Here is a 23,160-nt window from a genome sequence, read left to right as displayed (position 1 = left end):
TTTGATAACACTATCTGATTAATTTGTTATAATTTTGCCAAAAACAATAAAACTAACAAATAAATGAAGACAATGAAAAATTGGTTACTCACGGGACTATTGTTCATGATAGTTTCAACCGTATTTTCTCAAGGTAAGGTTACTGGTACTATTACTGACGGCACAGGTTCTTTGCCGGGAGCAAATGTAGTGATTAAGGGATCGACGACAGCTACTTCTACAGATTTTGATGGTAAATTTACTCTCAATGCATCAACTAGTACAGGAGAAATCGTTATTTCTTTTTTAGGTTATCAAAGCCAAACTGTAAAATTTTCAGTATCTAATGGATCTATTACTAATTTAGGGACAATCGTCTTAGCTTCTAACTCAAACGAATTAAACGAAATTGTAGTAAAAAGTACAACAGTGGATATTGCAAAAGACAGAAAAACCCCAGTAGCAGTTTCTACAATTAAAGCAGCGGAAATTCAGGAAAAACTTGGTTCTCAGGAATTTCCGGAAATTCTAAAAAATACACCTTCAGTTTACACGTCTAAATCAGGTGGTGGATTTGGAGATTCAAGAATCAACATCCGTGGTTTTGATCAAAAAAATATTGCCGTTATGATCAATGGTATGCCGGTTAACGACATGGAAGGTGGAACTGTTTACTGGAGTAACTGGGCTGGTCTCTCAGATGTAACTTCTGCAATGCAGGTTCAAAGAGGTTTAGGGTCTTCAAAATTAGCTATCGCTTCTGTTGGAGGAACTGTAAATATCTTAACTAAAGCTTCTGATTTAAAACAAGGAGGTACAGTAGGTACTTCTTTAGGAAATGACAATTACTTTAAATCAAACGTTGCTTACAACACAGGAAAATTAGAAAGTGGATTCTCTGCATCTGTATTGTACAGCCACACTCAGGGTGATGGTTATGTAGACGGAACAAATTTTAACGGAGACAATTACTATATAGGTCTTGGTTATACTACAAAAAACAACAAACATGATTTCCAATTGACTATAACTGGTGCTCCACAATGGCATGATCAAAGATCAACTTTCATTACAATCGCACAGTATCAAAAATATGGCTCTGTTGATGATCCAAACATTAAATATAACTCTGACTGGGGATATAAAAATGGAGAATCATTTAACATGGTAAGGAATTACTACCACAAACCAGTAATCTCATTAAACTGGGATTATAAAATTAATGAAACTTCAAAATTATCAACCGTAGCTTACGTTTCTTTCGGACGTGGTGGAGGTTCCAGAGGAGCAGGTGGTATTAGAGGTTTTAATTATGCAAATAATGCATTTAGAACTGCTGAAGGTTTAGTGGATTTTGATAAAATCGTTGCTTACAATTCAGGTCAAACTGTGAACATTAACGGGACTAACTATACGCGTACAACTAATGGTACAAGTGGTCAATTCCAAAACAGTTCGAGTACTGGAAATTTAACAAATTCAACAACTGGTATTTCTCAAATTTCATCAGTGAACTCACATAACTGGTATGGTGCAATTGTGAACTTTAACAAAAAGTTTTCAGATCATTTAACTTGGGATCTTGGTGTCGACGTTAGAGGTTACAAAGGTATCCACTACCAAAACATCAACAATTTATTAGGAGCAAATGCTTACATTGACAACTTTGATGTAAACAATCCTAATAGAGTATTAACACAAACAAATTCGACTTACCCAGCTTGGAACGTCTTCAAAAGTACAGATGATGAGAAAAAAATCAACTTTTATAATGATGGAGATGTAAGATGGTATGGAGGTTTCACTCAACTGGAATACTCTAATGACCACTTAACAGTTTTTGTACAAGGAGCTCTTTCTCAGCAAGGATTTAAAAGAGTTGATTATTTCAAATACTTAGCTTCTAATGCATTATCAAGCACAGATTACGAAAACATTCTTGGTGGTAACGTAAAAGGTGGTGTGAACTACAATATTAACGAGCAACACAATGTTTATTTTAATACAGGGTATTACTCAAAACAACCATTCTTTAATGCTGTTTATCCAAACAATGCTTCATTAGTAAATGGTAATTTAACTAACGAAAAAATCTTCGGTTTAGAAGCTGGATATGGTTTTCGTTCCAGAATCTTTACTGCTAACTTAAACATTTACCGTACATCCTGGAAAGACAGATACCAAAGATCAAACGATAATGACGTAACAAACCCGGGAGGTTATTATGACTACGCAGGAATTACTGAAATCCACTCAGGTATTGAGTTTGACGGTAAAGCGAGAGTTACAGATAAACTTAATATTACCGGGATGTTCTCTATTGGCGACTGGAAATACGAGGGAACAAGCACAAGTAACCGTTATGACTCTGGAAACAATCCAGTTGGCGGAGGAACTACTACAATTCTTTTCCTTGATGGTGTAAAAGTTGGTGACGCCGCTCAATTAACTGCGGCTTTAGGAGCTTCATACGAAATATTAACACGTTTTAGTATCGATGCAAACTATAATTATAATGAGAAATTATATGCTGCAATTTCTCCAGGTAACTTTACATCTGCAACCAATAAAGGCTCTTTAGAATTACCTTCATTCGGTTTAGTTGATGCTGGTTTATCTTACAACTGGTTAGTTGGAAAAACCAAAAGTAATTCAGTTGGTTTCAGATTAAACGTAAACAACGTTTTTGATACAGTTTACATTGCTGAAGCAAAAACAAATTTCTTTGCTGCTGACTATCCAACTCAGCCAACTTACAAAGGTATTTCTACTAACAATCAAGTATATTTCGGTTTCGGTAGAACATGGAACTTTAGTTTACGTTACGACTTCTAATATTTAGAATCTAAATAAATACCAAAAAAACGGCATTGACTTTTAGTTTAATGCCGTTTTTTTATAACCTTTTTTGTTATATTTGTTTTCAAACAAAAAAATAATTTATGTACCATTTTATTCAAAAACTCCACTCCGGATGGGCTTATTTGGCATTATTAGTTTTACTAATTGCCGTTGTAAATGCTGTTCTTGGTTTTACATCCAAAAAAGAATTTACTGCTAAAGACCGTAAAATTGCTTTATTTGCTTTGATCGGGACACATACACAATTATTGATCGGTTTGATTCTTTATTTCGTGTCTCCACTTGGACTTTCAGCTTTTGGACAAATGTCTAATGCTGAACTAAGACTTACTTCATTAGAACACCCGCTAATTAATATTATTGCCATTGCTTTGATTACAATAGGATGGTCAAAACATAAAAAACTAATCAATAGCGAAGCAAAGTTTAAAACATTTGCTATTTTCTACGGATTAGGATTACTGCTTATTTTGAGCAGGATACCATGGAACTTATGGTTCTAAGAACACAAAAATAAGCCCTGTTACGGGGCTTTTTTTATCTCGGCATATTATTTGTACAAACTCCCCAAGTCTGAAAAAAAATAACTTATGAGGAATAAAAAAAAACTTTTACTCTCTATTCTTTCGGTAACTTTACTAAGCTGCTTTACTTATGTGATGAGTCAAAGTAAACCAATTGAAGATAAACCTGCTCAGGATACTTTAAAAACAGATAAACCTAAAATTTTCACTACTCCACAAACAGATTCTATTTTTAGTGTTAAAGGTTTAAAATTAAAACTTTATAAAAAATCAGCCCATGCTTCTTACTATCATGATCGTTTTAATGGTAGAAAAACCGCTGATGGAAGCAGATTTAATAATAATAAATATACAGCTGCCCATAAAAAACTCCCTTTTGGCACAAAAGTAAAAGTAACAAATGAAGCTAATGGAAAATTTGTTATCGTCAAAATAACGGATAGGGGACCTTTTGTAAAAACAAGGGAAATAGATTTATCTAAAAGAGCTTTCATGGAAATTACCAAAAGCAAAGGTGCAGGTGCAATGACTGTGACAATAGAAACTATTATGAATTAAAAAATCCGAAAGTTTAAACAAACTTTCGGATACTCAATATAATTCCGGTGTGGGTACCTTCATGGTAATTATTGAAAGACAAAGCATCTTCTACATTTCGAAGTGTAAAACCCATGCTTGTTGTGTACTCCGTATAATTTAAGAATGTTTTATTCGAATAATCTTTTTCTGCCTGATGTAATGTTTCTGAAAGTAATGTTCTGATTTCATCTACTTCAGCTTGTGAAACATCTCCTTCAGGTTTTGTTCCTTTGCTGTATTTGGCAATAAATTCTCCGGAAACTTTTGATGGTACCCCCGATAATTTATAGACTAAACTTTGTTGTGCAGATACACAATGCGCTATATTCCAAATCAAATTATTACTAAAACCTTCAGGGATTTTATTTAATTGCTCTAATGAATGATTGTCTAAAATTTTCAAAAGAATTTCTCTAATTGTTTTTTGTACATCGAAAACTGAATTCATAAATTTATTTTTTTTATAAAATTAGGCAATTTTAAGTTTCAATGAATTTTCTTTGTATTCAAAATAAACTAAAATTATGAACAAAATATACTACCTGGCTTCTTGTGATACCTGCAGAAAAATTATCAAAAGCTTACCGAAAGACAATAATCTGGTTTTTCATGATATTAAACAAAGTCCAATTACTGAAACTGAACTCGAAGAAATGTATCAGCTTTCAGGAAGCTACGAAGCATTATTTAGCAAAAAGGCACAATTGTACAAATCAATGGATTTGAAAAATAAATCCCTGACAGAAGCCGATTTTAAAAAATATATTTTAGAACATTATACATTTTTAAGCCGTCCGGTTTTTATTATTGATGGTAAAATTTACATTGGCAACAGCCAGCAAAATATTCTCCAGGTTATGAAAGCTTTAGAATAGTTTGAAATGATTACTCTAAATAGCGTACTGAATACTTTTTAGTATCTTTGCGCCTTTATACTCAATTATATGATACAATCGATGACCGGTTTCGGTAAAGCTTCTCTGCAATTGCCAACTAAAAAAATTACTGTAGAAGTAAAATCTTTAAATAGTAAAGGTTTAGATTTAAATGTTCGGATGCCATCAGTTTATCGCGAAATGGAATTGGGTTTGCGTACTTTAATTTCAACCAGACTGGAAAGAGGAAAGGTCGATTTTGCGATTTACATCGAAAGTACCTCTGAACAAACTTCGACGAAAGTAAATGTTCCGGTTGTGAAAAACTATATTGCCCAATTGAGAGAAGTATATCCTGGTGCAGATGAAACAGAACTAATGAAAATGGCTGTTCGTATGCCTGATACCATGAAAATTGAACGCGAGGAAATTGACGAAAATGATTGGGACCAAATTCAGGTTATAATTGACGAGGCGTTAGTAAACATCTTAAGTTTTAGAAAGGACGAAGGTGAATCGCTTGAAAAAGAATTTAATCTCCGAATTGGAAATATCCGTCAGTATATGGAAGATGCTTTGGCATTGGATCCGGAACGCGTTCAGGCTATAAAAGAGCGTTTGCAAACCGCAATTTCTGAATTGAAAGTTAATGTAGATGAAAACCGTTTTGAACAGGAATTGATTTATTATCTGGAAAAATTAGATATTACTGAAGAGAAAGTCCGTTTGACAAATCATTTAGATTACTTTTTAGAAACAATAGAAGGTACTGAAGCCAATGGCAGGAAATTAGGTTTTATCACTCAGGAAATGGGTCGTGAAATCAATACAATGGGTTCAAAATCAAATCATGCACAAATGCAGAAATTGGTTGTGATGATGAAAGATGAACTAGAGAAAATTAAGGAACAGGTTTTGAATGTTTTGTAAAAGCTTTAAGCTATTGGCAAAATTAAAGACTTCTAATAAAAAGCTTATGGCGTATTGCCTAAAGTCTAAAGCATACCATAATGAATAAAGGTAAATTAATTGTTTTTTCGGCACCTTCAGGATCAGGAAAAACAACTATAGTAAGACATTTGCTTGGGAAAGAAGATTTGAATTTAGAATTTTCGATCTCAGCAGCTTCCCGTGAACCACGCGGAGAAGAAGTTAACGGAAAAGATTATTATTTTATTTCTCTGGAAGAATTCAAAAAACACATCAAAGCAGAAGATTTCCTTGAATGGGAAGAAGTATATCGTGATAATTTCTACGGAACTTTAAAATCAGAAATCGAAAGAATCTGGGCTTTGGGGAAAAACGTCATTTTTGATATTGATGTAGCAGGAGGATTGCGTATCAAACATAAATTTCCGCAACAGACACTAGCTGTTTTCGTCAAACCGCCAAGTGTGGATGAATTGAAACGCAGGTTAAAAGAGCGCTCAACCGAAAGTGACGACAAAATCAATATGAGAATTGCAAAAGCTTCGGTTGAACTGGCTACAGCACCACAATTTGATGTAATCATTAAAAATTATGATTTGCCTTTAGCTTTGGAAGAAGCCTATCAATTGGTGAAGAATTTTGTTTCTAAATAAATTAGTGATTAGTAAAAAGTAACTAGTAATTAGTTTCAAAATGGGTGAAATAAAGTCGTATAAAGATTTATTGATTTGGCAAAAAGGAATTAAAATTGTTTGTTTAGTTTATCAATTGGTAAAATCATTTCCTCAAGATGAATTATATGCTTTAACAAGCCAGTTGAAAAGAGCTTCAGTCTCTATCCCATCAAATACTGCTGAAGGTTATGGCAGAAATACAGATAAATCGTTTAGTCATTTTTTAGATATTTCCAGAGGTTCATTATTTGAAATTGAAACACAGTTGCTAATTGCTAATGAGCTTTGTTTTATAACCAATCAAATTTTGTATAAAGAAATTTTAAGCCAGATTGAGGAAGAATCTAAAATGATTAATGCTTTTTCAAAGACTCTAAAAAGCTAATTACTTTTTACTAATCACTAGTTACTAAGATTATGAAAATAGGTCTTTACTTCGGGACATACAATCCCATTCATGTTGGTCATTTGATTATTGCCAATCACATGGCTGAATTTGCCGATTTAGATCAGGTTTGGATGGTGGTTACGCCTCATAATCCGTTAAAAAAGAAAGCTGCTTTGCTGGACGATCATCATCGTTTGCAGATGGTGTATCTGGCAACGGAGGATTTCCCAAAAATAAAACCTTCGGATATAGAGTTTAAATTGACTCAGCCGAATTACACAGTGAATACGCTGGCTCATTTGCATGATAAGTATCCCAATTATGAATTTTCATTGATTATGGGTGAGGATAATTTGAAAACACTTCACAAATGGAAAAACTATGAAGTACTTTTAGATAATCATGACATTTATGTTTACCCCCGCATTTCTGAAGAACAGGAAAATGTAGAATTAAAATTACATCCGAGAATCCATATTATTGATGCACCGGTTGTAGAAATTTCGTCTACTTTTATTCGGAACAATATTAAAAAAGGAAAAAATATTCAACCGCTTTTACCTTCAAAAGTCTGGGAATATATTGATCATAACAATTTTTACAAGAAATAAAAAAGCCTGAATTGATAAAATTCAGGCTTTTAACTTTATAAGCAAACATATTATTTCACTTCTGTTCCTTCAAACGTAATTCTGGAATCATTTACATTCACCAGTTCATCCAATTCATAGATATTTTTATATCCGTAACCATACAGGTTGATGTGTGTTGGGATATTCAACGCCAGCATAATGGGTTTTCTGTTGGATAATATTTGTGTCTCAATTTTTTTTTCGGGCACATACATTTTCGAAGCAAAATCTACAGCATCGCCATCAAAATTATTATTGCAGTAAATCAATATTTTGGTATTGGTGTCCGGAATTAATTTTAAAAGATTATCCTGCGTAAAGTCAGTGAAATCCAAGTGTATGGCGCCTTTTAAATGTTTTCTGTTAAAACGAAAATCAGAACGGCTGTCTAAGATCACGACATTTTCTTCTTTTGACATTTTTAAAAAGACATCCAGACTCACCAAATGTTTTTCTCTTTGCTTTTCTAATTCGGAGACAAGATTTTTAAAATCATCGTAGTCTACCAATGCTTTTGGATAATGTTCTTTCTCTGCCACCTTTTTTGTTTGATTTGATGTTTGTGAATGAGCAATGCCGGTTATAAAAAAGCTTCCTGCTAAAATTATAAGGTTTGAAATTTTCATATTTTTATTTTTTTTAGTCATTTTTTATAACCAGCTTAAGATTTTATACCTCAATATTTGCTGTTGTGCTGACAAGGGCTCTGATGTCGCTTAAAGATTGATCAATTAAAAGTTTCCCATCTCTGAAAACTTCTTTTAATTCACCCTGTTTTTCTTCTTTCCAGGAAACATTATCTGTTAATTGATATACGCCATCGACCAAATCAATTCTCATTAATCCTTTAGCAGATTTTTTGGTTCCGTCATCCGTGATTGGGTCTTTAAAAATAGCTCTTCCTTCGCCATCAACTTCTCCATAAGTTGCTTTCATGGCAAACCCGAAAGTATCTCTAGTGTTGTATTGATAGGTGAATGAACCAATTCCTAAAACAACGTTTGTAGAAGCAAAACCTTTTTCTTTTAAACGCTCACATATTTGAGTCGCTCTTGCTACGGTAATACTATCACCGTAGATGGCTCCAATTTGCGGAACAAGCTCTTTGTATCCCTTTGCATTGGTTGTTCCTCCAAAAACATCCCAAAGCAGTTCAATTACACCTTTCTTTTCCTGTTCATTTTTACCATTTGGATTTCCGCAGATAATATCAACCGGATCACCGCTGTCTGGGCGAATAACGACTTTGCCTTCTCTGGCAATGATATCCTCTTTTAAACGCGGTAAATAATCAGTTAAGACTTTCCATAAATCCCAGGTGTCAGAAACAATAGAAACAATTCCTTTTGGATAGACTTCTGTAATTAACCTTTTGAAAGTTTCACATTCACCTTCCGTAGTTCCCATACACATTACAGAATGTTCGGTTGCGGCTACCGAACCTGCAATTAACTCGGTATCAGAATTGGCATTGTAATATTCCTCGAAGAAATCAATTGCCGGAATCGTATCAGATCCTGTAAAACTTAGTAAATGTCCGGCAGCAGAAGTTACGGCTGCTTCGATTCCGCCCATTCCTCTCATTGAGAAATCATGTCCCTGCCAGTTTACAAAATCAGGAGCAGAAGAAGTTTCATCTGCATATTTATCTAATACTTTTCTGTATTCGCGTGCAATTGTAGCTGAGTTACAAGGAAGCCAAATAACCGCAGAAAGCAATGTTTCAAAATAATTGGTCAGCCAGAAAAACTCCGGAATCGTATTGTACATCGTGAACATCGGCACTCGTAAAGGAACACTTGCACCTTCCGGTAAAGCTTTAAACACCATCGGAATGTATCCTAAATCATGTAAATCTTCGATGTGTTTTGTTCCGACTTGATTTTCGCCTAAATAATTATTGATTCTTCGGGCGTATTTTTTAACGACTTCTTCTTTTGGCTGTTTAAAGAAATAAGTATCAAAATCATGAATAATATATTTTTTGATGAAATATTGCAATCCGAAAAATACAACTTCATCAAGACCTTCAATTCTTGATTTTCTGGGTGTCCAGTTAGAATAGACTAAAGTTGTTTTGTTTGGGTATTGTCTTCTGTGGTCAACTTTGTAACCATCTGTTAGTAAAAGTGGGTTCATATTTTTATTTATTAATTTTAAATTATTTATTTCTTCCTTTTTCATTCGGATAAAATGTTTGCACTACATCACTTTGCCAAAATGCTTTTGTTTCTATATCAATACAACTAAGCTTGCCATAAAAACCTGCACCTGTATCTATATTCCAAACATTACAGCCTTGCATTGGAATTTCAATATTATAATGAAGCGTTGGAGTATGACCAATATAAATTTCATTATAAAGCAGTAATCTTTTAGGATAGGATAGCGAATCTTTTTTGATTCTTTTGTCCATCGTCAGCGCCATTTCCCAAAGTGTTCTATCCCAGGAGAAATTGCTGGCATAATGTTCTTTTTCAGGACCATGCATAGATGAAAAACCAGCGTGAATAAACAAATTATTATGCTCATCTACAAAATAATCTTTCATATTGGCAAAAAAATCAAGATGTTTTTCTTTTTTCAAAGAATCAATATTCTGATAACTTTCGATGGTTGATTTTCCTCCATGCACGAACCAAATATTATTTACAATATCGTTCTTCAGCCATTCGTGACACCAAACATCATGATTTCCGCGTATAAAAATGCATTCTTGTTTTTGAGATAACTCTATCAAAAAATCAACAACTTGCGCTGATTCACTCCAGCCATCAACATAGTCGCCCAGAAAAATAAGCCTGTCGGTTTCTTTAACCTCAACTTTTTCCAACAACTGAATCAAAGCTTTTAAACCGCCATGAATATCTCCAAAAACCAATGTTCGTTTCATGATTTAAACTCTATATATTTTGTCGGAACCTCATCTGTCAGCCAAACATTATTTTCAGATAAATAAAATTTAAATCCGTCTTTAAACATTTCACCACTTTTAACGGTCAAAATTTGGGCAATTCCTCGTCTGCTTCCAACTTTTATGGCCGTTTCTCTATCTTTGGAAAGATGAACATGCTGACGGCTCATTTTTTGTAAACCTTCTTTTTTAATGCTTTCCAGGAATTTAGCAACAGTTCCGTGATATAAAAACTCGGAAGGTTCTGTTTCATTCAGGTTTAATTCAACTGAAATTGAATGTCCCTGACTTGCACGGATTTTCGTTTTATCTTCATTAAAAGCAAAACGTTTTTTATCATTGTTTTCTACGACATAATCCAGAAGTTCTGAATCTAATGTATTTCCTTTTTTACTGCATTTTGCAATTAATTCCTCAATATTTGCCCAACCGTTTTCGTCTAATTTTAATCCGATGGTTTCCGGTGAATGCCTGAGTACCAAACTCAGGAACTTACTTACGCTTTTTGCTGTTTTTTCATTCATAATTTCCAGAGATTTTAAGTTTCCTATTCAATTCTTCATCCTTAAAAAGGAAAGGTCTTTCGGCAGGAACTACCAGATTTTCTAATTGTTTATTCTGAACAAATTCATATTGTTCTTTTACAAATTCCGAAATATCTTCGATTAGCAGAATATCATCTTTAGCAAAAGACTTTATAAAATCATTTCGTAAACCAATTTGAATCGCTCTTCGTTCTAACTTATTTCCGTACGGATCATGATCCGGATCCCATTGTAATCTTACAGATGATGTTTTTACACTTTCTTTCCAATCTTCGTGGCTCGTTTCGAGCGAAGAACTATAAGAGGAATAAATTGCATTTTCTAAATATTTATTGAATGCCGAAATTTTAAGATGAATCGCCAGTACAACTTCCTGTCCGTCTTTCGTTCCCCATCCGTTTCTGTACATCATCCACAGAAAATTTGGTTTGATCCACGTCATTCTGTCCAGGCTAAATGCGCCACTAAAATATTGGTTTTTTGCGGCAAATTCACCTATTTCTTTTCGGTACGATTGATAAACAATTATTTCTTCCTCGTCATATTGAGCCATAATGTGATAGCCTGATTTTGGCCATTCTGTTATTTGCTCATCGTATTTTTTTAATTCTATTTTCATTTTGTTTTGTACACAATATTCTTGATTGTGTTTATTTTTATTTTAACTATAAAACAGTTTGATTTATCTAAAAATCATATACTGTTACTTCTATATTATTATTGGAAAGTGTTTTGAGAATAATAGGTTCAATCATTTCCCACTTTCCGCCTGCTAATCCGCAGCCAATTCTTGGCATATGGATGGCAGCATTATTTTCTTTTGCGAATAAAGCAACTTCATTCAAACCATCTTCAATAGCATTATATCGTATTGGGGCATTTCCGTTTTCATCTTTATTGATCTTATGCTGACCAATTAAATTCGCTACCCAAAGATCTTCTTCTACCTGAACAAACTGAACTTTTCCCAATTCAAAATCATTCTTTGATTTAAACCATTCTCTATATTGATCTTCCGGTTTTTTCCATCTTTTTGAAATTGCCATAACAAATCCCTTTCCCCAGCCCCCAATATCATTACAGATATGCACAATTACTTTATTTCCTTCTGATTGAGGAGATGTTGCGTCGCCTTTTGTATATTGAATATCTTTCATTTTTTCTAAACTTATTTCAATTCATCCCTAACTTCCATCAAAGCAAAACCCAAAAGATTCAAACCTTTCCATTTCTCAGGATTCATTACATCTTTATGATCACTCGCCATTCCGATTCCCAAATCGGGTCAACAGGACTTGCTTCTACTAAAACTCTGTCATTTGTATTGATTAAAAACTTTTTAGATCAGCATTTTGACTGAATTTATGATAATTACCCAGTTTGACAATTTCATATCGATTTGCCAGCCACAGTTTATCATTATAATTCTTCACTTCACGACCCAACTTTTTAGCTTCTGCAGGAGAATTCGCTTTAATGATTTTTGTTAAAACTTCATTGTCATTAAACAATTCTGCTTTCTTCGCCATCATCCAGTGTTCGGCGGTTTTGTAAATGACTTTATCCACTTCAAAAGAACTTAACCACCATTGACTAAAACAGGTTTTAGAAATGCTTCCGTCTTTGTTGGGCTGATGTCCCCAGAAAAATAAAAATTTACTTTCTGTGACTATGTTTTCTCTATTGTATTTCATTTTTATTTTTTAAAAGCATCTTCGAAATGCCTGAAATTTGATTTTTTTTCAGAATTGTCAAATACTGCAAATATTATTTTTTTAAAAGCACCTGCATATTTTTCTGAAATAATTTCCTTGAATAAATATGCAATATCTTTTGGTTCATTTCTAAAAACACCGCATCCCCAGGCCCCTAAAATTATTGAGTCGACTTTTTGCCTTGAAGCAATTGCCAATACTTCATCCATTCTTTTTTTAAAAACCTCTTCTATTTCAGCGATTTCTTCTTTCCTGTTATGTTGTAACATCGCACCTTTGTTTGGTGCCGGCGATGTGATTATGTCTGCAGCTAATGGTTTTTCAAGATAATTTCCATTGTCATCATTCCAAAACAAAACACTCGGACTATAAATCATGTAATCTGAATATAAAAATGAAGATTGATTTTTATTAAAATCATACATTTTTTTGTCCTTGATTTGTGTTTCATAAAGATTTGAAGATCTGGCTAAACTTTCTTCCTGAGCAGATGCACCTCCTAAAAATCCACCTCCAGGATTTTTTGCAGAAGCAAAATTCAAAACCCCAATTTTGCCATTTTTCTCCTGAAGTATCGCCTCAATTGTAGAACAATTCTTGGTAACAATTTCTGTTTCAAACTTATTTTCAATTGGAGATTTCAGGATTGCATCCCAATCGTCCGGCATAATTGTAAACGTATTTGTTACGGATTCTTTGAGTTCTTTTTCTATGGAAATCTTCTTGCCATTATACTCATAAAAACCATTCCTGATGATTTCTAAGGTTTTATTTGCTATTTCTACTCTATAATTTTTATTCATAATTTTAATTTTACAACCTCAACCCTTTCATCATCAAAATCTTTTACTGAATTCGTTGTAAATATTTTATCGAAACAATCTAAAACTTCAAAACCTTTATTGAAAATTCCGTGGCTTACGGCTAAATATAATTTTCCGGCGTTTTTGTTTTTTAATTCTTCAGCTAAGCCAACAAAAGTTCCGCCGCCGTCGCAAATATCATCTACAATTAAACAATCCATTCCATTTAAGTCATCTTCGTAGACTTTAAAACCAGACAATCTTCCGGTTTTTACATCACGGCTTTTACTGCATTCGACTACATCAATTCCGCCTAAAAATTCAGAAACTTTGTAGATTTTTTTAAGGGCGCCACCATCAGGAGAAATCAATTTTACATTTTCGCCAATTACTTTTATAACTTGTTGGATAAAAGTATGATTCGGAATCACTTCGCAATTATTTACCAAAGCCGGAGTTACCTCAGAATGCGCATCAAAAACAAAAACTTTATTTAATTGAAGTCCGTTAATGATATCAGCATACACTTTTACTGAAAGAGATTCGCCTTTTATCATCACACGATCTTGTCGTGCAGCTGGGAAATACGGAATAAAAAGATCAATTACTTTCACATCCATTCTGCGTAAAGCATCTACTGTGATACACAATAAACCCAAATCATTGAATGAATTTAATCGATGTGTGATGGTTACTTTTTGAGTTATATCAAAATCCGGATTGATTTTGATGTGCGGCTCACCGCCAGAGAATGTAAAACTTTGAAAATTGATTTGTTCCTGATTAAGAATAGGAGTGAATTTTGGGTCTAGGTTAAGTATCATAGTTTTTCAGTTTGCGTTAATTATACGCAAATGTATATCTTTATTTTTGATAAACAATTTATTTGTGTAAAAATTACGCAAACTTTATTTCGAAATGAAATCCTTTTTTAATTAAGTTGTTGTATTTCAATTTGTTGAACTTAAATAATTTTGCCGGGCGTCCGCTTTTAGATGATCCAAATTGTTCTGTTTCTTCGATTATTTCAAAGCTTAGTATTTTTTTTCTAAAATTTCGTCTGTCGATTTCTTTCTCCAAAATGGTGCAGTATAAATTTTCGAGTTCAGAAAAAAGAAATTCTTTTGGCAGCAAATCAAATCCGATTGGTTCATAGGTAAGTTTTGCTTTTAGTCGTTCAATTGCTTTTGTCAGAATGCTATTGTGATCAAAAGCTAATGTCGGAATTTCATTAATTTTGAACCATTGTGCCTTTTCGGCATCAGTATCAGCCTTAGCTATTAATTTTGATGAATCTACTAAAGCAAAATAGGCAATTGAGATAACCCGATTTCTGGGATCCCGAAAAACATCATCTCCAAAAGTAAACAGCTGCTCAAAATAATTAACACTGATGTTGGTTTCCTCTTTCAGTTCTCTTTTTACGGCATCCTGTAAAGATTCATCATTTTTGACTAAACCACCTGGTAATGCCCAATAAGATTCCTGAGTGCCAAATTTTTGCTGTATTAAAAGTACATACAGTTGATTGTTTTGGTAGCCAAAAACGATGGCATCAACCGCAACTCTGATATTTTGTCTTTCAGTCATATTCTAAATGCGTAAGATTTACACAAATATAAAGTTTTATATTTCTCAAGTTATGCAATTTAAGACTTAAAAATTCTATGTAGAAGATGTTTAATATATCTGACAAATTTGATGGGTTATAGTTTATACAAACCCAATTATTTATGATGATTTATAGGCTGTTATATTTATGACGACAATGCAATTCTTACTTCTGTAGCAATAATATCGTAAAACGTTTTTAAGTTATTGTTTTTGGCCGCTAATAAATAAACATATTCTTCCGGAACATGAAAACTATTCCATACCAATTGCAATTTGTTTTGCTGTATAAATCTTCTGGCATTACAATTCCACGTTATGGCAACACCGGAATTTTTAGAGAGCATTTCCAGCATTTCAAATTCTGATGGGATGATATAATTAGGAATCATCGAAGGCCTTTTTTTATGAAAAGCATGAAGCCAAAATAATTTTATATACGGAATCCTGGCATCATGAGAATACCATTTTTGTTCGTTTAGCCATTGTTCCACTTCAGTAAAATTATCTGATTTCAACTTCTGGCGAAATTCTGTTATATCCATGCTTACAGGAGCAACCATAACCAGTTTTATCTTTGCAACAACTTCCTGAATGGTATCAAATGTGTCAAATCTTTTAGAAACAATTGCAAAATCGAGTTTTTTAGAATCGACTAATGAAAAAAGAGTATCGTCATCGGCAAAAGTAAAATCGATTAAATCAAATTTTGCAATTAGACTATTGCCAACACTGCTGAAAAGATGTTTCGAAATTCCAACAGAAATTAGTCGGGTTGCATCTTCAGCTTTAGCCCTAAAAGTAGTTTCTACATTTTCAAGACGATCAAGTGCGTCTATAATCAAGTTATTCAGTAACTTAGCGTATTCGGTTGCTTCTACGCCCTTTGACTTTCGATTAAATAATTTATTTCCAACATGAGCTTCCAGCATAGAAATTTGCTGACTCACTGCAGGCTGACTCATAAATAATTCCTTTGCAGCAATAGAAAAATTACCATTTTTATAAACCGCCTTAAATGTTCTGTACCATTCTAAATTGACCATGATATAAGATTATTTATAGCAAACATAGTTTATTTTATTTTTACTGATATCACTAAAGCTGTAAATTTGTTTAAAATTTTAAAAAGATGAAGAAAATAGCATTGTTATTAATAATCGCATTCACAGTCTCAGGCACATTTGCTGTGGCTCAAAAATCAAATAAAAAAGGTATGAAAAAAGTATTATTTGTTGTCACCAGTAATGATAAACTGGGAAACACAGGAGAAAAAACAGGATTTTGGTCAGAAGAATTGGCTGCACCTTATTATGAATTATTAGATAAAGGAATTGAAATTACAATTGCTACTCCGCTCGGAGGTCAGCCGCCAATCGATCCTAAAAGTGCAGATCCGGCATCAGCAACCGAAGACACTAAAAGATTTGATGCCGATAAAACATTACAGGAAAAATTAAAGAACACACATAAACTTTCGACTATCAATCAAAAAGATTACGATGCTGTATTTTATCCGGGAGGTCACGGACCGTTATGGGATTTAGTTGAAGATAAAAATTCAATTGCGTTAATTGAATCTTTTTACACGCACAACAAACCGGTTGCTTTTGTTTGTCACGCTCCGGCAGTTTTGAAAAACGTAAAAGTAAAAGGCGAATATTTGGTAAAAGGTAAAAAAGTTACCGGTTTTACCAATGAAGAGGAAGAAGCTGTTGGTTTAACTAAAGTAGTTCCATTTTTATTAGAAGATGCTTTGACTCAAAATGGAGCAAAATTCTCAAAAATAGCAAATTGGCAGCCGTATGCTGTTGAAGACGGACTTTTAATTACAGGTCAAAACCCGGCTTCATCAAAATTGGTTGCAGGTAAATTATTAGAAAAATTGAATTAAAAATGCTAAGTTGCTAAGGTTCTAAGCTACTAAGATTGAATATCTTTAAAAAAAACCTTAGAGACTTAATATCTCATGAATATTAATAAAAAAGATGTTGAGTGCTAAGTTAGAAAACCTTAGAAACTTAGCCACTCAGCATCTCAGAAACTTAAAAAAATGCTAAACTTTGAATTATACAATCCAACGAATTTAATTTTCGGAAAAGGGCAAATAGAAAAACTTTCCACTTTAATTCCAAAAGATGCAAAAATATTGCTGGCTTATGGAGGAGGAAGTATTTTTAAAAACGGAATTCATGAGCAGGTTATCCATAATCTGAAAGGTTTTAATATCATAGAATTTGGCGGAATAGAACCAAACCCACATTTTGAAACCTTAATGAAAGCGGTTGAAGTTATAAAAACAGAAAAAATAGATTTCATTCTGGCTGTTGGAGGCGGATCTGTTATTGACGGAGTGAAATTTATTTCGGCAGCTGTTAATTTTGAAGGTAATCCGATTGATATTCTGCAAAAGCGTTTGCTGATTAAGGAAAATGCAATGCCTTTTGGAACCGTTTTAACTTTACCTGCTACAGGAAGCGAAATGAATTCCGGGGCAGTAGTAACCATTGAAGCTACTCAGGAAAAATTAGTTTTTGGAGGTAGTGCCCTGTTCCCGAAATTTTCTATTTGTGACCCGACAGTTATTGCCTCTTTGCCAAAAAGACAATTGCAAAATGGAGTTGTCGATGCTTATACGCATGTAATGGAGCAATATTTGACGTACCCGCACGAAGGCTTTTTGCAGGATAGAATTGCTGAAGGAATTTTGCATACTCTGATTGAAGTTGGTCCAAGTGTAGTTGAAAATCCAACTGATTATGCGTTGGCTTCAAACTTTATGTGGAGTTGTACTATGGCTTTAAACGGCTTAATTCAAAAAGGGGTACCTTCAGATTGGGCAACACATATGATTGGTCATGAATTAACCGCTTTATACGGAATTGATCATGCCAGAACTCTGGCTGTTATTGGGCCAAGTTTATATAAGGTGATGTTTGATACCAAAAAAGAAAAATTAGCACAATACGGAAGACGTATTTTTGGTTTAACTGGAGCTGATGAGGAAGTGGCTAAAGAAGCGATTGATAAAACTGTAGAATTTTTCCACGCGATGGGAATGGATACTAAATTGTCACAATACACAAATGACTATGATAAAACTGCCGATTTTATAGTGAAACGTTTTGAAGAAAGAGGTTGGAAAGGATTGGGAGAAAAGCAATTAATAACTTTAGAAAAAGTAAAATCAATTGTAGAAATGAGTTATTAAGGCTTCAAATAATTTAAACAAAAAGGCGTTCTTAATATTTAAGGACGCCTTTTTTAAAATACTAAAACAAAACTAACTAACTCAATTTTTGCTAAACTCATTAAATTCTAAATTTATACTTATTTATAACGTAAGAATTCTAATATTATTATGCAGGTGTAAAAATATATTTTGTTTTTTTTAAATTTCCTGAAAACCATTGGATTTAAAGACCATTCTTAAAAATTCTTAAACTACATTTTGTGTTATTACTGCATTATTAAGTACTTTTGTTTTAAATTAATAAAATAATGAGCAAAAATCTAAAATTTGCAGTAATTGGAGGTGGAAGCTGGGCAACTGCTATTGCAAAAATGCTGTGTGTAAACCTTCCTGAAATTTCGTGGTATATGCGAAATGATGCTGCGATAGAACATATTCTAAAATATAAGCATAATCCAAACTATTTGAGTTCTGTTGAATTTGATACGAACAAACTTAAATTAACGAATAATATTAACGAAGCAATTGAATATGCTGATTACTTAATTTTTGCTATTCCTTCGGCTTTTCTAAATGCAGAATTAGAGCAGTTAACGGTTTCCTTAGAAAATAAAATTATCTTTTCGGCTATTAAGGGAATCGTTCCTGAAACAAGTTTGATTGTTGGAGAACATTTTCATATTCAATACGATATTCCATACTATAATATTGGGGTCATTACAGGACCCTGCCACGCTGAAGAAGTAGCCTTAGAAAGACTTTCCTATTTGACAATTGCATGTGGAGATCCTGATAAAGCCCGTACAGTTGCAAAACATTTATCAAGTAATTATATAAAAGCTAAAATTTCAGATGATATTATTGGAACAGAATATGCGGCAATGTTGAAGAATATTTATGCTATTGCGGCAGGAATAGCACATGGATTAGGTTATGGCGATAATTTTCAGTCGGTGATGATGAGTAATGGAATTCGTGAGATGCGAAAATTCATAAAGAAAGTACATAAAATGAAACGAGACATCAACGACTCAGCTTATCTGGGCGATTTATTGGTAACAGGATATTCAGTATTTTCAAGAAACAGAATGTTCGGAAATATGATTGGAAAAGGCTATACCGTAAAGAGTGCCATGATGGAAATGAGTATGGTTGCAGAGGGATATTATGCCACCAAAAGTGCTTATAAACTAAATCAGGGTTATGGAGCAAAAACTCCTATTATTGATGCTGTTTACGCTGTATTGTATGAAGGTAAAAACGCTAAAACTGTTTTCAAAAAACTAACAGAATCATTAGATTAATATTAAATCAATCTCATAAAAAAAGAGCTGCTTCCTGATATAGAAGCGGCTCTTTTATTTTTTAAGTTTACGGAAAAAGATTTATTTGAAATTTATTCTTGTAAAGGTTTTCTAATGTAAACTGAAGCCTAGCCCTGATGGAAGTAGCATCCTTTTATGCCGGGGTTCGGCATAAAAGATACAGCGGACAGCAGGAATAGCTCCTGAAAATTATTTTGAATTTCTAAATTCCTTTAAAACTTCGTCAATAACCCGGGAAGTTCGTGCTCCGGAAGTTCCTTTTGATGGAGAAATTTCTTCATTGCCCAGCAATTCTGAAATAACTGTTTCGATAAAAGGCTGCTGAATATGAAGTGGATTTTCGATAGTGATACTTTCTTTTTCCCCGTTTGTATATTGAATATGAATTGGATCATTTCCGAAAGTTGAAAAGGATATTTTACCTTTATCGCCTACGATTTCAGTATTGTCGTAACGTTCGAAACTGGCAAAATTCCAAATTCCTGTTCCGTGAATTCCGTTTTCGAATAAAAATGACATCGAAACTGAATCTTCGGCAGGATAAGCCTTAAGCTGCGAACTTGCATGCCCGCGAACGGATTGAATTGGTCCAAATATAAAATCAAGGAAATCCAACGTATGACAAGCCAGATCGACAAAAATCCCACCACCTGATATGTGTGGTAAAACGGTCCAAGGAAGATTGATTTCGTCGTCATAACGCTCTTCAAACGGATGGTATAAAACACAATTTACATGTCTGACAACTCCTATTTTACCCTGATCAATTAGTTCTTTTATTTTTAGAAATCTTGGTAAACTTCTTCTGTAATAGGCTACAAATAACGGAACATTATGTTCTTTGCAAGCACTAATCATTTCGTTGCATTCTTCAAATGTCAGCGCCATTGGCTTTTCTACGTAAACAGGTTTTCCGGCTTTGGCACATAAAATTGTATATTCCTTATGAGAAGAAGGAGGGGTCGCAATATATACGGCATCAACTTCCGGGTCGTTGATTAAGTCAATAGCATTTGAGTACCATTTCGAAACATTGTGACGTTTGGCATAATCTTCGGCAAGTGCTGCATCTCTGCGCATAACGGCAACTAAGGCTGAGTTAGGCGCTTTTTGAAAAGCAGGACCGCTTTTAATCTCAGTTACATTACCACAGCCTATAATTCCCCATTTGATAATTCTCATTTTATTGTTTTTTAGGTATTTCAAATTTAAGGGAAAATGGAGGGATTAAAAAAGGTTTGCTATGAATTCATGAATTATTTTTCACGCAGATTCTGCAGATTTAGCGGATTTTTTTTAGTTTTCCAGATTTAGAATCTGCTAAATCTGCAGAATCTGCGTGAAACAAATATTAAAATAAACCTAAAAAACATAGCCACAAACTCACAAAGCTAATTCGTGAAATCCGTGGCTAAAAATGTAAGTGTTTAAAGTTTTACTTTTTAGGCAAAGTTTTAAATCCCATATTGTAAAGCGTGAATGCCTGAATGTCTACACTTTCTTGAATGGTTGCAGCAACTGATTTTCCTGCTCCGTGACCTGCTTTTACATCAATACGAATTAAAACAGGATTGTCTCCGGTTTGTTTTTCCTGCAATTCGGCAGCAAATTTAAAACTATGCGCAGGCACTACGCGATCATCGTGATCTCCGGTGGTTACCATGGTTGCAGGATAATGAACACCTTTTTTAACGTTTTGTACAGGAGAATAACCTTTAAGGTATTCAAACATTTCTTTGCTGTCCTGAGCAGTTCCGTAATCAAAAGCCCAACCTGCACCGGCAGTAAAAGCATTATAACGCAACATGTCCATAACGCCAACGGCCGGTAAAGCAACTTTGATCAAGTCAGGACGTTGAGTCATTACGGCTCCCACTAATAAACCTCCGTTAGAACCTCCGCGAATCGCAAGGAAATCAGATGAGGTGTATTTTTGAGCAATTAAATATTCGGCAGCAGCAATAAAATCATCAAAGACATTTTGCTTTTGCAATTTTGTTCCTGCATCATGCCATTTTTTCCCGTATTCACCACCACCTCTTAAATTGGCGACTGCATAAACACCGCCGTTTTCCATCCAGACTGCGTTCGAAATGCTAAAACTTGGCGTTAAACTAATGTTGAATCCACCATAACCATAAAGAATTGTTGGATTTTTACCGTTTAACTTAATCCCTTTTTTATAAGTAATAATCATCGGAATTTTTGTTCCGTCTTTTGAAGTGTAGAAAACTTGTTTTGATTCGTAATCATCACTTTTAAAATCTACTTTAGGTTTTTGGTATATCTCTGATTTACCTGATTTTGGTTCAAATGAAAAAATCGTTCCCGGAGTTGTATAATTTGTAAAGCTGTAATACAATATTTTTTCTTTCTTTTTACCGCCAAAACCACCTGCAGTTCCCACGGATGGAAGTTTAATTTCACGAATTAATTTTCCGTTATAATCGTATTGCTGTACGAATGAAACGGCGTCTTTTGTGTAATTGGCAAAAAAGTATCCGCCGCCTGTAGAAGGTGATAAAATGTTGTGGGTCTCCGGAATAAAATCTTTCCAGTTTTCCGGTTTTGGATTGTTTACATCAACGGTAACAACACGTTTGTTCGGAGCATTTAAATCCGTATCAATGAATAATTTGCTTCCTTCGTTTTCAATGATCGTATTGTCACTGTCAAAGTTGTCAACAATAGTGATAATGGGGCTGTTTGATTTCGTTAAATCCTTAATATATAATTCATTTCCGTAAGTAGAATTGGCAGCTGTAATTACTAAATAATGATCATCTTCTGTAACATAACCACCAACATATCGTCTTTTTTGATCTGCTCCAAAAATAACCTGATCTTCCTTTTGAGGAGTTCCTAGTTTATGGAAATACAATTTATGCTGATCAGTTTTTGCAGATAATTCGCTTCCTTTTGGTTTATCATAACTGGAGTAATAAAAACCTTCGTTTCCTAACCATGAAACACCACTGAATTTTACATCGACTAAAGTATCTTCGACAATTTTTTTAGACAAAGCATCAATGATAATGACTTTTCTCCAGTCGCTTCCGCCTTCAGAAATTGAATATGCGGCTTTAGATCCGTCTTTAGAAAAATCCAAACCACCAAGTGAAGTAGTTCCGTCTTTAGAAAATGTATTTGGATCTAAAAAAACTTCTTCTTTGCCATTTTCATCTTTTCTGTAAATAACCGATTGGTTTTGAAGTCCGTTGTTTTTAGAAAAATAAGTAAATTTTCCTTCTATAAACGGAGCTCCTGTTTTTTCATAATTCCATAACTTTTCCATTCGTTGTTTTAAGGCGTTACGGAACGGAATTTTGTTTAAATAGTCATAAGTAACTTCGTTTTGAGCTTTTACCCAGGCACCTGTCTCTGCAGACTTATCATCTTCAAGCCAACGATAGGGATCATTTACTTTGGTGTCGAAATAAATATCAACAGTTTCACCTTTTTTAGTTTCGGGATATTGAATTTTATCCTGTGCAAATGAAATTCCTGCAGTAGTAATAGCCATTATAAGAATTGTTTTTTTCATAATTAACATTTATGAGTTATAACAAAAATAGCTTTTTTTGTTGTAAAAAATAACACATAGAAATGTA

General features: G+C 33.7%; 24 protein-coding genes and 1 pseudogene. 11 read left to right on the top strand and 14 right to left on the bottom strand.

Annotation, left to right across the window (positions count from 1 at the left end):
• The first annotated feature begins 63 nt into the window (after window positions 1-63).
• The 3 genes from ACEN92_RS13435 to ACEN92_RS13425 all read left to right on the top strand — a co-directional run bounded on the left by ACEN92_RS13435 (window position 64) and on the right by ACEN92_RS13425 (window position 3,923).
• Window positions 64-2,814: a TonB-dependent receptor gene (locus ACEN92_RS13435; RefSeq protein WP_495638866.1), complete on the top strand. Its 2,751-nt coding sequence runs from the start codon at window positions 64-66 to the stop codon at window positions 2,812-2,814.
• Window positions 2,815-2,921: 107 nt separating this feature from the next.
• Window positions 2,922-3,344 carry a hypothetical protein gene (locus ACEN92_RS13430; RefSeq protein ID WP_495638865.1) on the top strand — a complete coding sequence of 141 codons (423 nt, stop codon included), beginning with the start codon at window positions 2,922-2,924 and terminating at the stop codon, window positions 3,342-3,344.
• An 87-nt stretch (window positions 3,345-3,431) separates the two neighbouring features.
• A complete protein-coding gene (locus ACEN92_RS13425; protein WP_495638864.1) occupies window positions 3,432-3,923 on the top strand; it encodes a septal ring lytic transglycosylase RlpA family protein in 492 nt (163 codons plus the stop codon).
• Window positions 3,924-3,936: 13 nt separating this feature from the next.
• Here ACEN92_RS13425 and ACEN92_RS13420 read toward each other — a convergent pair whose 3' ends face one another.
• Window positions 3,937-4,392 carry a DinB family protein gene (locus ACEN92_RS13420; protein ID WP_495638863.1) on the bottom strand — a complete coding sequence of 152 codons (456 nt, stop codon included), beginning with the start codon at window positions 4,390-4,392 and terminating at the stop codon, window positions 3,937-3,939.
• A 76-nt stretch (window positions 4,393-4,468) separates the two neighbouring features.
• On the opposite strand from ACEN92_RS13420, the gene ACEN92_RS13415 reads away from it, so the two are divergent.
• The 5 genes from ACEN92_RS13415 to nadD all read left to right on the top strand — a co-directional run bounded on the left by ACEN92_RS13415 (window position 4,469) and on the right by nadD (window position 7,422).
• Entirely contained in the window at window positions 4,469-4,819 is a 351-nt protein-coding gene (locus ACEN92_RS13415) for an arsenate reductase family protein (protein ID WP_495638862.1), read from the top strand.
• Window positions 4,820-4,888: 69 nt separating this feature from the next.
• The gene (locus ACEN92_RS13410) at window positions 4,889-5,749 is read left to right on the top strand and encodes a YicC/YloC family endoribonuclease (RefSeq protein ID WP_495638861.1); all 861 of its coding nucleotides are present in this window, start codon (window positions 4,889-4,891) and stop codon (window positions 5,747-5,749) included.
• An 80-nt stretch (window positions 5,750-5,829) separates the two neighbouring features.
• Entirely contained in the window at window positions 5,830-6,402 is a 573-nt protein-coding gene (gene gmk / locus ACEN92_RS13405) for a guanylate kinase (protein ID WP_495638860.1), read from the top strand.
• Between the two features lie 40 nt (window positions 6,403-6,442).
• Entirely contained in the window at window positions 6,443-6,808 is a 366-nt protein-coding gene (locus ACEN92_RS13400) for a four helix bundle protein (RefSeq protein WP_495638859.1), read from the top strand.
• 32 nt (window positions 6,809-6,840) lie between these two features.
• Window positions 6,841-7,422: a nicotinate (nicotinamide) nucleotide adenylyltransferase gene (gene nadD, locus ACEN92_RS13395; protein ID WP_495638858.1), complete on the top strand. Its 582-nt coding sequence runs from the start codon at window positions 6,841-6,843 to the stop codon at window positions 7,420-7,422.
• Between the two features lie 50 nt (window positions 7,423-7,472).
• Here nadD and ACEN92_RS13390 read toward each other — a convergent pair whose 3' ends face one another.
• The 11 genes and pseudogenes from ACEN92_RS13390 to ACEN92_RS13340 all read right to left on the bottom strand — a co-directional run bounded on the left by ACEN92_RS13390 (window position 7,473) and on the right by ACEN92_RS13340 (window position 16,077).
• Window positions 7,473-8,069: a rhodanese-like domain-containing protein gene (locus ACEN92_RS13390; RefSeq protein ID WP_495638857.1), complete on the bottom strand. Its 597-nt coding sequence runs from the start codon at window positions 8,067-8,069 to the stop codon at window positions 7,473-7,475.
• A 43-nt stretch (window positions 8,070-8,112) separates the two neighbouring features.
• Entirely contained in the window at window positions 8,113-9,582 is a 1,470-nt protein-coding gene (locus ACEN92_RS13385; RefSeq protein WP_495642347.1) for a nicotinate phosphoribosyltransferase, read from the bottom strand.
• 22 nt (window positions 9,583-9,604) lie between these two features.
• Window positions 9,605-10,336, bottom strand: a complete 732-nt coding sequence (locus tag ACEN92_RS13380) for a metallophosphoesterase family protein (RefSeq protein WP_495638856.1) — start codon at window positions 10,334-10,336, stop codon at window positions 9,605-9,607.
• Window positions 10,333-10,881: an RNA 2'-phosphotransferase gene (locus ACEN92_RS13375; protein WP_495638855.1), complete on the bottom strand. Its 549-nt coding sequence runs from the start codon at window positions 10,879-10,881 to the stop codon at window positions 10,333-10,335. The genes ACEN92_RS13380 and ACEN92_RS13375 overlap by 4 nt, the downstream gene beginning before the upstream one ends.
• Window positions 10,874-11,521 (bottom strand): DUF4291 domain-containing protein, encoded by a 648-nt coding sequence (locus ACEN92_RS13370; protein ID WP_495638854.1) that lies wholly within the window; start codon window positions 11,519-11,521, stop codon window positions 10,874-10,876. Before ACEN92_RS13370 ends, ACEN92_RS13375 begins: the two co-directional genes overlap by 8 nt.
• 67 nt (window positions 11,522-11,588) lie before the next feature.
• Window positions 11,589-12,059 carry a macro domain-containing protein gene (locus tag ACEN92_RS13365; RefSeq protein WP_495638853.1) on the bottom strand — a complete coding sequence of 157 codons (471 nt, stop codon included), beginning with the start codon at window positions 12,057-12,059 and terminating at the stop codon, window positions 11,589-11,591.
• A gap of 11 nt (window positions 12,060-12,070) precedes the next feature.
• Window positions 12,071-12,596 (bottom strand): annotated as a pseudogene (gene ybiA, locus ACEN92_RS13360) (riboflavin biosynthesis intermediates N-glycosidase).
• A 2-nt stretch (window positions 12,597-12,598) separates the two neighbouring features.
• The gene (locus ACEN92_RS13355) at window positions 12,599-13,420 is read right to left on the bottom strand and encodes a TIGR02452 family protein (protein WP_495638852.1); all 822 of its coding nucleotides are present in this window, start codon (window positions 13,418-13,420) and stop codon (window positions 12,599-12,601) included.
• A complete protein-coding gene (gene prs / locus ACEN92_RS13350; protein WP_495638851.1) occupies window positions 13,417-14,244 on the bottom strand; it encodes a ribose-phosphate diphosphokinase in 828 nt (275 codons plus the stop codon). The genes ACEN92_RS13355 and prs overlap by 4 nt, the downstream gene beginning before the upstream one ends.
• 73 nt (window positions 14,245-14,317) lie before the next feature.
• On the bottom strand, window positions 14,318-15,010 hold the full coding sequence (locus ACEN92_RS13345) for an NUDIX hydrolase (protein ID WP_495638850.1): 693 nt from the start codon (window positions 15,008-15,010) through the stop codon (window positions 14,318-14,320).
• 167 nt (window positions 15,011-15,177) lie between these two features.
• Window positions 15,178-16,077: a LysR family transcriptional regulator gene (locus ACEN92_RS13340; RefSeq protein ID WP_495638849.1), complete on the bottom strand. Its 900-nt coding sequence runs from the start codon at window positions 16,075-16,077 to the stop codon at window positions 15,178-15,180.
• Window positions 16,078-16,163: 86 nt separating this feature from the next.
• On the opposite strand from ACEN92_RS13340, the gene ACEN92_RS13335 reads away from it, so the two are divergent.
• The 3 genes from ACEN92_RS13335 (at window position 16,164) to ACEN92_RS13325 (ending at window position 19,528) form a co-directional block, all read left to right on the top strand.
• Window positions 16,164-16,925, top strand: coding sequence for a type 1 glutamine amidotransferase domain-containing protein (locus ACEN92_RS13335; RefSeq protein ID WP_495638848.1), 762 nt, complete (start codon window positions 16,164-16,166; stop codon window positions 16,923-16,925).
• A gap of 159 nt (window positions 16,926-17,084) precedes the next feature.
• Window positions 17,085-18,242: an iron-containing alcohol dehydrogenase gene (locus ACEN92_RS13330; protein ID WP_495638847.1), complete on the top strand. Its 1,158-nt coding sequence runs from the start codon at window positions 17,085-17,087 to the stop codon at window positions 18,240-18,242.
• A 290-nt stretch (window positions 18,243-18,532) separates the two neighbouring features.
• Complete coding sequence (locus ACEN92_RS13325) at window positions 18,533-19,528, top strand: NAD(P)H-dependent glycerol-3-phosphate dehydrogenase (RefSeq protein ID WP_495638846.1); 996 nt, start codon at window positions 18,533-18,535, stop codon at window positions 19,526-19,528.
• Window positions 19,529-19,738: 210 nt separating this feature from the next.
• Here ACEN92_RS13325 and ACEN92_RS13320 read toward each other — a convergent pair whose 3' ends face one another.
• On the bottom strand, window positions 19,739-20,731 hold the full coding sequence (locus ACEN92_RS13320; protein WP_495638845.1) for a Gfo/Idh/MocA family protein: 993 nt from the start codon (window positions 20,729-20,731) through the stop codon (window positions 19,739-19,741).
• Between the two features lie 253 nt (window positions 20,732-20,984).
• Entirely contained in the window at window positions 20,985-23,072 is a 2,088-nt protein-coding gene (locus tag ACEN92_RS13315) for a prolyl oligopeptidase family serine peptidase (protein ID WP_495642346.1), read from the bottom strand.
• Between the last annotated feature and the right edge of the window lie 88 nt (window positions 23,073-23,160).

The sequence above is a fragment of the Flavobacterium sp. Flavsp81 genome (assembly GCF_059491325.1).
This window is presented reverse-complemented; position numbering and strand designations above follow the sequence as displayed.